Genomic DNA, 13,755 nt, shown 5'->3' with positions numbered 1-13,755 from the left:
AGCCCGCGGCCGGATGACGGCACCATCTGGCCCGCAACCAGATGACGACACCATCCGAAGCCCGCAGCCGGATGACGACACATCCGGGGCCCACGACCAGATGGCGTCACCATCTGGGTTGGCAGCCGGATGGCCACCTGGGTCGGCAGCCGGATGACGACACCATCCGGAACCAGCGGCGAGATGACGACACCATCCGGAACCCACGGCCGGATGACGGCACCATCCACGACCAGATGACGGCACCATCTGGGGTCGGCAACCGGATGGCGGGATCATCTGGAGCCAACTGGCCGGATGGCGTCATCATCTGAATGCGGGGCTCGCATGGTGCGGGCATCCGAATGGGGGCACCGGGTTGGAGGGGTCGGCTTTAGGTCGCGGGGGTGGCTCGGATGATGCGATCATCTGGGCAGGTGGTCCAGATGGTGCGATCATCTGGGCAGGTGGTCCGGATGTTGCGATCATTTGGGTGGGGTGGGTTCAGATGACGCGGCCATTTGAGCGGGTGGCTCGGATGGGGTGATCATCTGGGGGTGGCCGGGTGGGCGGGGGTTACAGGGTGCGGGCGATGATTTCCTTCATGATTTCGTTGGTGCCGCCGTAGATTCGCTGGACTCGGAGGTCGGCGAACATGCGGGCGATGGGGTATTCGTTCATGTAGCCGTAGCCGCCGTGGAGTTGGAGGCAGTCGTCGACGACCTTCATGGCTCGGTCGCTGGTCCACCACTTGAGCATGGCCACCGTGGGGATGTCGAGTTCGCCGCGGAGGTGCTTGGTGATGCAGTCGTCCAGGAAGACTCGGCAGACGCGGGCTTCGGTGGCGACCTCGGCCAGGGTGAACTTGGTGTTCTGGAAGCCGAACACCGGCCTGCCGAACGCCTGGCGGTCCTTGGTGTACTGGAGGGTCAGCTTGAGGGCGAGCTCCATCCCCACCACCGACGACACGCCGATGATCAGGCGTTCCTGGGGGAGTTGCTGCATCAGCTGGATGAAGCCCTGGCCCTCCGCGGGCCCCAGCAGGTTGGTCACCGGGACGCGCAGGTCGTCGAAGAACATCTCGGCGGTGTCCTGGGCTTTGAGGCCCACCTTGTCCAGCACGCGGCCGCGGCGGTAGCCCTCGCGGGCGGTTTCGACGGCGATCAGGGAGATGCCCTCGGCGCCCTTGGACGGGTCGGTCTTGGCGACGACGATGACGAAGTCGGCCTGGCCGCCGTTGGTGATGAAGGTCTTCGCGCCGTTGATGACGTACTCGTCGCCGTCGCGGATCGCCTTGGTCTTGACGTTCTGCAGGTCTGAGCCGGTGCCGGGCTCGGTCATCGCGATCGCGCCGACCCACTCGCCGGAGGCGAGCTTGGGCAGCCACGCCCGCTTCTGCTCCTCGGAGCCGTAGGCGAGGACGTAGTGGGCGACGATCCCGTTGTGCAGGGACACGCCCCAGCCGGAGTCCCCGGCGCGGGCCTGCTCCTCCAGCAGCACCACCTCGTGGGCGAAGGTGCCGCCGCCCCCGCCGTACTCCTCGGGGATCGACAGGCACAGCAGCCCGACCTCGCCCGCCTTGCGCCAGAGGTCGCGGTCGACCTCCTTCTGCTCGATCCAGCGCTCGACGTTGGGCGTCAGCTCCTTCTCGCAGAAGGTCCGCGCGAGGTCGCGGAAGGCGTCGAGGTCGTCATCCATCCACGGCGAGCGGTGCACCGGGGCCTCCACGGGGGTGAAAACAATCAGTCCGGAATGTATCTTCCAGGCGGACGGTACCCGCCCGCCGGAGGGCCCGTAAAGTCCCGGCGAGGACTTGGGAGGTTCCTGTGCCCGCACGCACCCACCGCACCCAGCGCGAACGCAGCGAGCAGACCCGCGAGGCGCTGCTCGACGCGACGATCGAGTGCCTGGTGTCCCTGGGCTACGCGCGCACGACCGTGCAGGAGATCTGCGCGCGTGCCGGGGTGTCGCGGGGCGCGCAGCAGCACCACTTCACCACCAAGGCCGAGCTGATGACCGCCGCGCTGCAACACCTGTTCGGCAGGCTGATCACGCAGGTCACGGCGTCGGCCAGGGCGTTGCCGCCGGGGCCGGAGCGGATCAGCCACGGGATCGATCTGCTGTGGGAGGCGTACTCGGGGACGCTGTCGACGGCTGCGGTGGAGCTGTGGGTCGCCGCGCGCACCGACGACGAGCTGCGCGAGTCGCTGCGCCCGGTCGACCGGGCGTTGGGCCACGCCACGCTGTCGCTGTACCGGGAGGCCGCAGGCGAGCTGCCGGAGGCCGAGGTCGAGACGTTGCTGCTGCTCAGCGTGAACCTCGTCCGCGGCCTGGCGCTCGACGCGATGATGGGCGGCGACGAGGGGCGGCGGGCCCGGCTGCTGGCCGAGTGGAAGTCGACCGTGCTGGCCCGGTACCTGGCGGGCGCCCGGTGAACAGCGGTGGCCCACCTGGCCCTCGCTCGGGTGGGCCACCGCTCATGTAGAGATGAGGGCGCAACGACCCGATAGTGACGTTCGCTTCTGCGAACACTTTCCGTCGCCGGGTCATCGCGCCGTCCCACCTGGGATGACCTGGTCAATCGGCGTACTGCCACCACTCGTCGGCCCAGTAGGTGTCGGCGACCTCGAAGGCGGTGATCCGGTCGGCCTCCCGCCACGGGCCCACGCCGTCGAGGTCGGCGAGGTCGACCCAGCGGGTCTCGTCGTAGGCGGTCAGCGCGGGCCGCGGGTCGCCCGCGTCCAAGTCCAGCGTGGACTGGCTGGGCAGCTGGCAGCGGATGATCCGCAGGACCGCCTGCCCGCCGCCCTCGGTGGGCCAGGCGACCAGCGCGCGGTCGGACAGGATGCGGTCCACGCAGCGCAGATCGATGCCGAACTCGACGGTGAACAGCTCCGACAGCGCGCCGTGCTCGGACCCCTCCGGCGGCACCTCGGCGCCGGGCAGCTCCCAATAGCCCGCGACGGGTTGCGGGCGGCAGCGGCGGGCCAGGAACAGCCTGCCCGCGCGCACGATCGCGGCCCCGACGACGACGGTGTCCATCCCGCCAGCCAAGTCCAGCCACCGGCGTCGGGTCCGGGTTCGGCGGGGATGCCGTTGGGGCGCCGATGACCGCCCAAAGGGGAACAGACAACCGTGTTGGCGCAACGGCTCACCACCACTTGCGGGGCAGTTGCCGGTGAATTGCTCCATTCGAGTGGCCGCACCCATGCTGACCAGGGGATGGGGCTGTCGCGGGAGCACTACCGTGCGGGATGATCCCGGCGTGTCCGGTCGGCGGTCCGGTGCCCTTGTCCTGGCGCTGTCCCTAGCGCTGCTCGGCGCGGCCGGGTGGTGCCTGCTCTCCCGCGCCCTCGCGCCCAGCGACGGGGCGACGGTGAACCTCGGCGACGCCGCGCTGTCGCCTGCCGGGGTCGTGGTCGTCACCGCCGACCCCGGCAGTCCGCTGCGTCCGGGCGACGTCATCGAATCGATCGACGGCCGAGCGGTCCCGAACGCGGGCGGTCCGGCGGCGCAGGCGGGGGACGTGCTGGTCTACCGCGTCGAGCGCGACGGGGTCGAGCTGGCGATCGACGTGCCGCTGCGGTCCTACCCGCTGACCCGCGACCTCGGCGAGGGCTGGCCGACGCTGGTGGTCGTCGGGCTGCTCGCGGTCATCGCCATCACCATCTTCCGCGTGCGGCCCAGCGAACCGGCCGCGCGGGCGGCGCTGCTGGCCTCCGGGTTCGCGGTGCTGACCACCACCGGTGCCGCGGTGTTCGGGCTGCAACCGCTGGACCTCGTGGCGGGCGACCAGTTCTGGCGGTGGTACGTCGGGGAGGCCGCGTTCGCCCTGCTGTGGGGGGCGATGCTGCACTTCGCGCTCGTCTTCACCGGCCCGCGCCCGTTCTGGCAGGTCGCGGGCGCCTACCTGGGCGGGCCGCTGCTCTACGGGGTCGTCTCGCTCGTCTCCCCCACCTTCACCGCGACGGCGTCGCCCGCGCTGCCCGCGCTGTTCGTCTACCCGGTGCTCGTGCTGGGCGTGCTCGTGCACACCTACATCACCGCCGTCGAGTCGCGCAGGCGCTTGCGGCTGCTGGCCATCGCCATGGGCGCGGGCGTGCTGGCCTACCTGGTGGTGTGGGCGCTGCCGACGGCGCTGGCGGGCGCGCCGCTGCTGCCCGACCGCTACCACGCGCTGGTGTTCCTGCCGGTGCCGCTGGCCGTGGCGACGGCGATCCTGCGGCACCGGGCGCTGGACATCGAGGTGGCGATCAGCCGCTCGCTGGTCTACGGCGTGGTCAGCGCGGGCATGATCGGCGCGTACATCGGCCTGGTGACCGCGCTGTCGCTGCTGTTCCCGCCGATGGACCGGCTCTGGCAGCAGGCGCTGGCCGCGGCGACGCTCGCGGTGCTGGTCCAACCCCTGCACGGCTGGGTGCGCGAGCGGGTCAACCGGCGGCTGTTCGGCCAGCCCGACGACCCCTACCGCGTGGTGTCCACACTGGCCGATCGGCTCGCGGGCACCCGCGCGCCCGGGGAGACGCTGCCGGACATCGTGGCGACGGTGGCGCGGGCGCTGCGGCTGCCGTACGTGGCCGTGGAGTTCGCCGGGCCCGCCGGGCCGGAGACCGCGGCCAGCACCGGCGAGCCGACCGCCGACACCCACCGGCTGCCGCTGACCTTCTCCGGCGAACCGGTGGGCACGCTGGTCGCGGGCGGTCCCGGGGTGCTGCGCAGGCGCGACCGGGTGGCCCTCGCCGACGTCGCCGCGCACCTGGGCGCCGCGGTGCACACCGCGCAGCTGACCCGCGACCTGCGGCGCAGCCGCGACCGGCTGGTGCGCGCCCGCGAGGAGGAGCGCAGGCGGCTGCTGCACGACCTGCACGACGGCGTCGGGCCCACGCTGGCCGCCATCGCGCTGGGCATCGACGCGGCCCGGCGCGGGGTGGACCCCGACTCCCCCACCGCGGCGCTGCTGGCCCGGCTGCGGGCGGAGCTGGCCGACGCCATCGCCGAGATCCGCAGGCTCGCCCACGGCCTGCGCCCGCCTGCGCTGGACCAGATCGGGCTGGTCCCGGCGCTGCGCGCGTACGCGGGGGCGCTGGCCAGCCGGACGGCGCAGATCGGCGGGCACGAGGGCGTCACGATCCTGCTCGAAGTGCCGACTGTCATGCCGAGGCTGCCCGCGTCGGTGGACGTGGCGGCGTACCGCATCGTGTGCGAGGCGCTGACCAACGTCACCCGGCACGCCGCCGCGCGCTCGTGCGCGGTGCGGCTGTGGGTGGACGACGAACTGCACATCGAGGTGGTCGACGACGGGATCGGCCTGCCGGACGTGGCAACCGCGGGGGTGGGCCTGGCGTCTATGCGGGAGCGAGCGGCCGAGCTGGGCGGGGACTGCCTGGTGCGGCCCGGAGATGGCGGCGGCACCCGGGTGCTGGCGACGCTGCCGCTGCCCAAGGAAGGGGTGCCGTGACGACGCGCGTGCTGGTCGTTGACGACCATCCGCTGTTCCGGTTCGGACTGTGCACCGTGCTGGCGGGCGAGCCGACGGTCGACCTGGTCGGCGAGGCCGCGACCGGGGCCGAGGCGATCGCCGCCGCGGGGGCCTGCGGGCCGGACGTGGTGGTGATGGACGTGCACCTGCCGGACATGACCGGGATCGACGCGACGCGCGAGATCGTGGCGTCGCGGCCGGGCACGGGTGTGCTGATGCTGACGATGTTCAACGACAGCGAGTCCGTGTTCGCCGCGATGCGGGCGGGCGCGCGCGGGTACCTGCTCAAGGGGTCGGGGCAGGAGGAGATCGTGCGGGCGGTGCACGCCGTCGCCCGGGGCGAGGCCATCTTCGGGCCGGACATCGCCAGCCGGGTGCTGGGCTTCTTCACCACCCCGCCCGCCGCGCCCGACGTGCCGTTCCCGGACCTGACCGCGCGCGAGCGGGAGGTGCTGGCCCTGCTGGCCGACGGGGCGAGCAACGCGCTCATCGCCACCCGGCTCACGCTGAGCCCGAAGACGGTGCGCAACCACGTGTCCAGCATCTTCGCCAAGCTGGCGGTGGCCGACCGGGCGCAGGCGATCGTGCTGGCCCGGCAGTCGGGCCTGGGCAGCGGCCGCTGATTCGACGGCCCGCCCGGCGGGTACCCGGGGCGGCATGGACGACACCGACATCCACGACCGCATCAAGGGCCTCATCGACGAGGAGCACCGGCTGCGCGAGCACGGCGACGTCGACGCCGAGCGGCTGCGCGCGGTGGAGGTGCAGCTCGACCAGTGCTGGGACCTGCTGCGCCAGCGCCGGGCCCTGCGCGGCGCAGGCGACGACCCCGACGCCGCGGCGGCCAGGGACAGGAGCACGGTCGAGAACTACCGGCAGTAAAGGGCATCAAGAAGGGTCCGAACCGGGACACCGGTCCCATGCGCTCGGGACGCCTGAAAGGGCAAGGTATCGGGCAGCCGAGCGAACAGGGGTGGGGACCATGCTGGAACAGAGCCGGACCGCCGTGGTGATCCGCGCGACCGACCCGATCTTGCGGAACGGCGTGCACATGGCGCTGCGCACCAGACCGGAGGTGTGGCTGGTCGACGACGCGGGCGCGGCCGACGACGCGGTGGCCGTCGTGGTGGCCGACCGGTTCGACGAGCGGGCGGGGACGCTGCTGAAGTCGGTGCAGTGCCGGGGGTTCAACCGGATCGTGCTGGTGGCGGGGGAGCTGGACGACACCGAGATACTGACGGCGGTCGAGGGCGGTGTGTGCGCGGTGGCGCGGCGCAGCGAGACCACGCCGGATGTGCTGGTGCGGTTGATCAAGGCGGCGGCTGCTGGGGAGGGGGCGCTGCCGCCGGATCTGCTGGGGCGGCTGCTGAACCGGGTGTCGCGGTTGCAGCGGCACGTGCTGGAGCCGCGGGGGCTGCACCTGGCGGGGATCACCAACCGCGAGACGGAGGTCCTGCGCCTGGTGGCGTCTGGTCTGTCCACAAAGGAAATCGCGGACAAGCTGTGCTACTCCCAGCGCACGGTGAAGTCGATCCTGCACGACGTCACCAACCGCTTCCAGCTCCGAAACCGCTCCCACGCCGTCGCCTACGCCTTGCGCGAGGGCCTGATCTGACGCCTGCCCCTGCCACGCCAGGCCACAGTGGACTCCCCCGTCTAGATGACGCGACCATCCGGGTGATGCCGGTCAGATGACCGCATCATCCGGATGTTTGCTGCCGCCCAGATGATCGCGTCATCTCGGGCCGGCAGCCAGATGATGAGATCATCTGAGCGCGGCTTTCAGATGATGACGCCATCCGAAGTTTCCGCCGCTGGATCGCTGGGTGGAGCTGTCAGCAAAGCACCCGCCCGAGGAACCTCCGCGGACGGACCCGCCGCTGGTTGGGGTTGCCCGCGGATCAAGCGTCCGCCGGAGGTGCTGGCCGACGAACTCGGCGCGCCGGAGGGATCTGTTAGCAGATATCACGGCCGCCCGAGGTACTCGGCGCACGAAGCCCCCCTCCCGCGCGGGCGGAACGGGTGGGTTAGAACTGCTGCCGCATGGAGCCCGACGGCCGAAGGAAGCATCGCCGGAGGAAATCGCGGCTGGGCGAGGCCATCTCGGGCGAACTGCGGCTGCGGCTGCGGCCCACACCATCCAACTCTCTCCCGCCGCCGCCCGCCCCAAACAGCACCCAAATGGTCCGATCATCTGAACCCGCGTTCAAATGATGCCAACATCTCTACCAAATCCCAGATGATGTCATCATCCAGGTATGGGAATGGCGCGGCCAGATGGTCGCGCCATTCGGTATTCGGGGTGAGGCGGTCGGGGTTGGGGGCGGGGGCGGGGGCCAGGGCCGAGGTCGGGGGGCGGGGCGGGGCTGGGTGGCGGCGGGGCTGGGGGGGCTGGGTGGCGGGGCTGGGGGGCGGGGCTGGGGGGCGGCGGGGCCGGGGGGCGCGGGTGGGTCAGCCTGCTAGGCGGCCGGAGAAGGAGGCGGCGGGGGTGCAGGATTCGGTGGCCGGGTCTTCGCAGATGATGGCTAGGACCAGTTGTTCGCCGGGGGCGAAGGTCCAGGGTTGGACCAGGTGGTAGTCCAGGTCGCGGAAGTTGTTCAGGCCTACTTCTAGGAGGACGCGGTCGCCGCGGCGGAGTTGGAGGAGGCCTAGGTCGCCGCGGGGGTTTTGGAGGAGGATGTCGGTGATCACCAGGGTCTTGTCCGCGGGGAGGGCGGGGTCGGCGGTGAAGGTGGCGAAGGTGGTGGGGTCGGGGGCGATCGGGGCGTTGGCGGTGATGCGGAAGTCCGTGGTGTTGCCGGTGGAGATGTCGACGCCGCCCGGGGAGAGGACCGGGGGTGTGGACGGGGCGATGCCGCCGTCCTCGACGGCCTTCTTGGCGGCGTCGGCCTTCTGCTGGGCGTCGGCGGCTTCGGCGGCGGCGTTGTCGGCCTTGGCGGCGAGTTCGGCCTGCTTCTCCTCCGCCGCCTGCACGGCCGCCTCGCGTGCCGCTGATTGCAGGGTCGGCTTCAGCACGGTGAACCACAGCGTCACCAGCGCGATGGCGATGACCAGCAAGGCGATCAGCGCGGGCAGCAACCACCGCGGCAACAGCTGCTGCTGCACGACCGTGCCGTTGACGTGCACCGGCGGCGTCTCCGCGGCGACCGCGGTCACCTGGAAGGGGTGCCTGCGGTCGGGACCGCGCAGGAAGCGGTCGTGCGGGCGGACCTTCAGCTTGAGGAACGCCGACGTGCCCGGCTGGATGGTCAGCGCGGTGTGGTCGAGGTTGAGCTTGAGCTGCTCCTCCGGGTCGGTGGTGTGCAGCTCGACGGCCATCGGGTAGTTGCCCGCGTTGTCCACGACCAGCTGGTGGCGCGCCCGCCGCCTGCACGTGGACGTCTTGGGCACCAGCTCAAGCTGCAGGTCGGTGAACGGCGCGACGACGACCACGCCCTCCTCGACCCGCGAGCCCGCGGGCTCTTCGCGGGATGCGACGCGCACCCCGAACGGGATCGGGCCCGCGTGGACCTGCGATGAGCGCGGCGGCGCGAACGCCACCCGCACCTCCGCCTCCTGGCCGGGCATGAGGTTGACGACCTGCGGTTCGACCGTCGCCCACTCGCGCGCCTCGCCGACGACGTCCACGCTGAACTGGTCGACCAGCGGGCCGGAGTTGTGCACCCGCACCGCGGTGACGACCGTCTCGCCCGGGGTGGCGGCCAGCTCGCGGCCCGCCAGCGTCGTGGTGGCTCCCATGCGGGGAAGTGTCTCGATCACGCCCCACCCCGGGGACGCCACGCGGGGTGCCGGGCCGGGCAGCGCGCGCTGCCCCATCGGGCACCCCAACCCGACCGGAACGCCACCCGCGCACCGGCTTCGCGCGCGGTCGGGGTTTCCTAGGTTGAGCTGCGCAGTCGGCGATAGGGGAGGTACCGGTGCGCGCAGCGCGATCGGCCGCGGTGCGCCGCGGCGCGCTCGGACTCGTGGTGGTCGCGGGGGCCGCGCTGGTCACCTGGGCCCCGGCCGGGACGGCCGCGGTGGCCCCGGGCGACACCGGCCTGGTCACCCGGTCGACGGAGGCGACGCTGCCCGGCTCGCAGGCGGTGGAGACGGCGATCTCCGGCAACGGCAGGCACATCGTCTTCGCCTCCCGCGGCTCCTACACCGACCTGGACAACGACTTCGCGGTCAACGTCTTCGCCCGCGACCTCACCACCGGGGTGACCACGCAGATCAGCGTGGCCTACGCCGAGGGCGAGCCGGTCTCCCCCGACGGCGACAGCAGCCAGCCCGCGATCTCCGCCGACGGCCGCTACGTCGCCTTCGTCACGAGCGCGACCAACCTCACCGGCGACGACAACGCGCCCGACCTCGTCGTGGCCGACCGCGACGAGGACGGCAACGGCACGCTCGACGACTCCCCCATCGCCTTCGCGCGCGTCTCCGAGTCCGACATCTACACCGGCAAGCCCCGCACCCCGCGCATCGCCGCCGACGGCAGCCGGGTGCTGTGGACCGACGAGGAGCCCTACAGCGAGTTCGGCTACACCTGGGTCGTCCGCGCCCGCGACCTGGCGGGCGGCGCGCCCACCTCGCCCATCCGCGAGGTCGCCGCGGACCCCGACCCGACCGACGACTTCTTCCCCGTCGGCGCCTACGACGGCGCGCTCTCCGCGGATGGGGCGTACGCGGCGATGACCGTGGACTTCTACGAGCGGATCGACACCGGGATCGGCCTGCGCCGCGCGCCATTGCTGCGGCTGGGCGGGGCCGCGCAGGCGGTCCCCTCCCCCGACTTCACCGGGATCGTGCTGGTCCGGCTGGGCGCGCCGGGGGTTGCCGACGAGGTGTCCCGGGTGGACTTCGACGCGGACGGCGACTACCTGGGGGTCGGGCGGGAGGTCGGCGTGCGCTCGCCCGCGCTGTCCGGGGACGGCTCGGTGGTGGCGTTCGAGGCCCAGGCGTACGAGACCAGCACCGACGGCTCGTGGCGCCCGGCTGCCGACCAGCCCAATGTCTACCTGCACCTGCGGGGCGAGGAGCGCTCGCAGATCGTCTCGCTGGACAACGCGGGCCAGCAGCGCAACGGCGCGCGGCCCGCGCTCTCGGCCGACGGGCGCTACCTGGCGTTCGTCACCGATTCGCTGAACATGCACGACGGGATCGACTGGGGCGCGGGCGATTCCTCCTGCCTGCACGAGTCGGAGTCGCGCGACGTCCCGCCGCCGGACGATGAGCGCGACCGCCGCACCTACTGCCAGGTGGTCGTCCGCGACCTGGTGCTCGACGAGTTCCGGGAGACCACGGGCGCCGCGCGGCTGCCGGGCCTGCTGGCCTCCCCCGGGATCGACCCGTTCTGCGCCGAGTCGCTGCCGCCGGGCGAGACCTGCGCGGGCAACGACGACAGCGGGCTCAGCGCGAGCTGGTCGGTGCTGGACTTCGGGGACGGCGAGGGCGTGCCGAGCCTGAGCGCCGACGGCGGGCGGGTCGCCTTCGACTCCGCCTCCGAGGCGCTGACCGAGGACGACCTGGCGGCCGAGACCCGCGAGTGGGACGGCTTCGTGCGCACGTTCCTGCCGACGCTGGTGGCCGACCCGATCGACTTCGGCGAGGCCGAGGTGGGCGCGGTCCGCGACCGGACGGCGACGCTGCGGGTGGTCGGGTCGGGTCCGCTGACGGTCGAGTCGATCGCGGTGGACGGGGCGGACTTCGCGCCCGGGGCCGACACCTGCGTGGGCGTCCGGCTGCACCGGGACGACTCGTGCCTGACCGGGGTGCGGTTCACGCCGACGACGCCGGGCGGGAAGGCGGGGTCGCTGGTCGTGCGGCTGACCGACGGCCGCGAGTTCACCGTCCCCCTGCGCGGCAGCGGCTCGGAGATCCCGGTGGTGCCGGACGGCCCGGAGCTGGCCGCCGCCCCCGACCCGGTCGCCTTCGGCCCCCGCCTGCTGCTGTCCACCGACCCGACCGCCACGGTGACGATCACCAACGCGGGCGGCTCGCCGCTGACCTTCCCGGCCCCGCCGACGGCCGCGGGCGACTTCTCCGTCCGCTCGACCGACTGCGCGGAGGTGGCGCCGGGGGCGTCGTGCCGGGTGGTGGTCCAGTTCCGGCCGACGCAGCCGGGGGCGCGGACCGGGGTGCTGCAGGTGCCGAGCAACGCGCCGGGCGGGCCGCGGCTGGTGGCATTGAGCGGGGCGGGCAGCCAGCCGGTGATCAAGGTGAACCCGGGGGTGTCGCGGCCCGGGCGGGTGATCGGGGTGAGCGGGACCGGGTTCCCGGCTCACGTGCCGGTGACCGTGGGGTACCTGGAGTCGGTGGAGACGGCGACGGTGGTGACCTCGAACGAGGGGACGTTCAGCGTGGCGCTGCTGGTCTTCCCGAAGGCGTCGATCGGCAGCCGGACGGTGGCGGCGACGGTGGCGGGGGTGGCGCCGGAGTTCATCGAGCCGGGGCGGCTGCTGGTGGTGTACCCGTCGATGTCGCCGCCGGAGTTCCTGACCCGGGGGTGAGAGTGGGTCGAGCCCCGGTTGCCTCGTGGAGGTGACCGGGGCTCTTTGCTGCGGTGCCTAGGGCTGCCGGGGCGGGGGTTGCCGGGCTGGTTGGCGGCGTTGCCGAGGTCGCTTGCGCGGCGTTGCTGGGGCTGCGGTGCCAGCGCCGGTGGGGCTGCGTTGCTGGGGGATGCTGGAGCTGCTTTGCCGGGGCTGCTAGGTGCTGCGGTTGACGGGGCTGCTCGGGTTGCGTTGTCGGGGCTGCGTTGCCGGGGGTGTTGGCATGTGCGGGGCCGGGCATGGGGCGTTGAGGCGTTTGGGGATACGGCGAGGCCGCGCGGGTGAGGGTCCGCGCGGCCTCGGCAGGGGGTGGTTCAGCGGCGGATGAACATCTCGATCTCGGTGAAGGCGAGGTCCTTGCCCTTGACGGACTTGAAGACGTCGATCACGTGGATCTCGACGCTGCGGGCGCCTTCACCGTTCTCGAAGCTGACCTCTTGGGGGTCGGGCTGGTCCTTGAGCTCGACGTCGGCGGTCTTGCCGGTGTCGAAGACCAGGTGGAGCTTGCGGGGGCGGTGCATGCTCTGGAAGCCGTCCTGCGCGCCGGTGCGGACGATGGCGCGTTCGAGGTCGACGGGGCGGTCGTAGGTCAGGATGAGGATGGGTTTGCTGGTGCCGGGGGCGGCCCAATAGGACTTCGTGTTGCCGTCGACGGCCGCGGTGCCGGGGTGGTTGTCCAGCGCGTGCGTCGCCTTGACGGCGATCGGGGAGACCGGGTCGTACTGCGGGAGCACCAGCTCCTCCACCCAGCGCTTGGCGCCGAGCGCGCGTTCGTTGACCCAGCCGCGGAACTGGCTGGAGACGCCGTAGGTGATGGTCGCGATGAGGAGGAGGACCGTGACCACCCTGCGGACGGCGCGGAAGACGGTGCCCGCAGTTTCGGCGAACTTGGACTGGCCCTGGCGGGTGCCCTTCGGGCGGTCGCCGGTCTTGCGGACCTTGGCCCCGCCCTTGGGCAGCAGCTTCCGCCACCACGGCGTCTTGACCACCTCGGCGTCGGCGAGGGAGGTGCCGCAGCGGCTGCAGAACTTGCGGGTGGGTGCGTTGCCCTCGCCGCATTCGCCGCAGACCAGGTCGCCGGGCTTGAGCTTGTTCGTCGGCGGGCGCTTGCGGGTGACGGGGGCGGCGGGCCGCGGCTCCTGCGGCAACTCCCCCTTGGTCGTCTGCCCAGCCCCCGCCACCGGCACGACCAGCTTCTTGGCCGCGTCCCGCTCCTCCCGGGTGGGCAGCTTGGGGGGCTCGACGGTGCTCTCGTCCATGGGGGCGGCCTTCGGGGTGGGAAGGGGAGGTGGCGGCAGGCTGACCTGCTGGCTGCCCGCAGCGGGGGCGGACCCGTTTGCGCCGGGTACGGCAGGCGGGGCGGGGGGTGATGTGGTGGCGGGCTTGGCGGGGGCGGGTGGGAGGGGTGGCAGTTGGGGGGCGGCGGGGGTTCCGCTGGCTGCTGCCGGAGCCGCGGCGGGTGGCCGGGCCTGCGTCGCGGGTGGGGGCGGTGGCAACGATGGTGCGCTGTTGGAGGGCGTGGAGGAAGCCGGGGGGACTGCGGCAGGCGGCTGCGATGCCCCGCGTGCGGGCGGGGGTGGAGGCAGGACCGGTGCCGCAGTGCCGGGGGATGGCGTCGGGGCGGGCGGGGGCTTGGGGGGCGCGGCGGCGGGCGGCTGCTGGGCCTGCGACGCCACTCCTGCGGGCGGTGGCGGAGGCAGGACCGGTGCCGCGGCAGCGCTGGCAGCCGACGGGGCGGCTGGGAGCTTCGGCGGGGTCGCGGCA

The 13,755-nt window shown here is 72.6% G+C and carries 10 protein-coding genes; 6 read left to right on the top strand and 4 right to left on the bottom strand.

The window, feature by feature from the left end; all coding sequences use genetic code 11:
• Positions 1 to 555: 555 nt before the first annotated feature.
• Positions 556 to 1,677: an acyl-CoA dehydrogenase family protein gene (locus ACWEPX_RS03685; protein WP_451895734.1), complete on the bottom strand. Its 1,122-nt coding sequence runs from the start codon at positions 1,675 to 1,677 to the stop codon at positions 556 to 558.
• 128 nt (positions 1,678 to 1,805) lie between these two features.
• Between ACWEPX_RS03685 and ACWEPX_RS03680 the strand changes: the two genes are divergently transcribed.
• Positions 1,806 to 2,414 (top strand): TetR/AcrR family transcriptional regulator, encoded by a 609-nt coding sequence (locus tag ACWEPX_RS03680; RefSeq protein WP_451895520.1) that lies wholly within the window; start codon positions 1,806 to 1,808, stop codon positions 2,412 to 2,414.
• A gap of 142 nt (positions 2,415 to 2,556) precedes the next feature.
• Here the strand turns inward: ACWEPX_RS03680 and ACWEPX_RS03675 are convergent, their stop codons facing one another.
• Complete coding sequence (locus ACWEPX_RS03675; protein ID WP_451895519.1) at positions 2,557 to 3,021, bottom strand: hypothetical protein; 465 nt, start codon at positions 3,019 to 3,021, stop codon at positions 2,557 to 2,559.
• A gap of 223 nt (positions 3,022 to 3,244) precedes the next feature.
• Between ACWEPX_RS03675 and ACWEPX_RS03670 the strand changes: the two genes are divergently transcribed.
• The 4 genes from ACWEPX_RS03670 (at position 3,245) to ACWEPX_RS03655 (ending at position 7,073) form a co-directional block, all read left to right on the top strand.
• Complete coding sequence (locus ACWEPX_RS03670; protein WP_451895518.1) at positions 3,245 to 5,437, top strand: histidine kinase; 2,193 nt, start codon at positions 3,245 to 3,247, stop codon at positions 5,435 to 5,437.
• The gene (locus ACWEPX_RS03665) at positions 5,434 to 6,081 is read left to right on the top strand and encodes a response regulator (RefSeq protein ID WP_451895517.1); all 648 of its coding nucleotides are present in this window, start codon (positions 5,434 to 5,436) and stop codon (positions 6,079 to 6,081) included. Before ACWEPX_RS03670 ends, ACWEPX_RS03665 begins: the two co-directional genes overlap by 4 nt.
• A 34-nt stretch (positions 6,082 to 6,115) precedes the next feature.
• On the top strand, positions 6,116 to 6,340 hold the full coding sequence (locus ACWEPX_RS03660; RefSeq protein WP_451895516.1) for a DUF2630 family protein: 225 nt from the start codon (positions 6,116 to 6,118) through the stop codon (positions 6,338 to 6,340).
• Between the two features lie 100 nt (positions 6,341 to 6,440).
• Positions 6,441 to 7,073 (top strand): response regulator transcription factor, encoded by a 633-nt coding sequence (locus tag ACWEPX_RS03655; RefSeq protein WP_451895515.1) that lies wholly within the window; start codon positions 6,441 to 6,443, stop codon positions 7,071 to 7,073.
• Between the two features lie 836 nt (positions 7,074 to 7,909).
• Here ACWEPX_RS03655 and ACWEPX_RS03650 read toward each other — a convergent pair.
• Positions 7,910 to 9,196: a COG1470 family protein gene (locus ACWEPX_RS03650; RefSeq protein ID WP_451895514.1), complete on the bottom strand. Its 1,287-nt coding sequence runs from the start codon at positions 9,194 to 9,196 to the stop codon at positions 7,910 to 7,912.
• Positions 9,197 to 9,375: 179 nt separating this feature from the next.
• Here ACWEPX_RS03650 and ACWEPX_RS03645 point away from each other — a divergent pair, with 179 nt between their 5' ends.
• Positions 9,376 to 11,952 (top strand): choice-of-anchor D domain-containing protein, encoded by a 2,577-nt coding sequence (locus tag ACWEPX_RS03645; protein WP_451895513.1) that lies wholly within the window; start codon positions 9,376 to 9,378, stop codon positions 11,950 to 11,952.
• A gap of 353 nt (positions 11,953 to 12,305) precedes the next feature.
• Here the strand turns inward: ACWEPX_RS03645 and ACWEPX_RS03640 are convergent, their stop codons facing one another.
• Positions 12,306 to 13,250 carry a zinc ribbon domain-containing protein gene (locus tag ACWEPX_RS03640; RefSeq protein WP_451895512.1) on the bottom strand — a complete coding sequence of 315 codons (945 nt, stop codon included), beginning with the start codon at positions 13,248 to 13,250 and terminating at the stop codon, positions 12,306 to 12,308.
• Between the last annotated feature and the right edge of the window lie 505 nt (positions 13,251 to 13,755).

The sequence above is a fragment of the Actinokineospora sp. NPDC004072 genome (assembly GCF_053604195.1).
The sequence above is the reverse complement of the archived record's forward strand: the minus strand, read 5'-3'. Positions and strand labels throughout refer to the sequence as shown.

What these genes read in the sequence shown, in the direction of transcription:
- ACWEPX_RS03640 (WP_451895512.1), bottom strand. Translation starts at nt 13,250, where the DNA reads ATGGACGAGAGCACCGTCGAGCCCCCCAAGCTGCCCACCCGGGAGGAG.
- ACWEPX_RS03650 (WP_451895514.1), bottom strand. Translation starts at nt 9,196, where the DNA reads ATGGGAGCCACCACGACGCTGGCGGGCCGCGAGCTGGCCGCCACCCCG.
- ACWEPX_RS03685 (WP_451895734.1), bottom strand. Translation starts at nt 1,677, where the DNA reads ATGGATGACGACCTCGACGCCTTCCGCGACCTCGCGCGGACCTTCTGC.
- ACWEPX_RS03660 (WP_451895516.1), top strand. Translation starts at nt 6,116, where the DNA reads ATGGACGACACCGACATCCACGACCGCATCAAGGGCCTCATCGACGAG.
- ACWEPX_RS03655 (WP_451895515.1), top strand. Translation starts at nt 6,441, where the DNA reads ATGCTGGAACAGAGCCGGACCGCCGTGGTGATCCGCGCGACCGACCCG.
- ACWEPX_RS03675 (WP_451895519.1), bottom strand. Translation starts at nt 3,021, where the DNA reads ATGGACACCGTCGTCGTCGGGGCCGCGATCGTGCGCGCGGGCAGGCTG.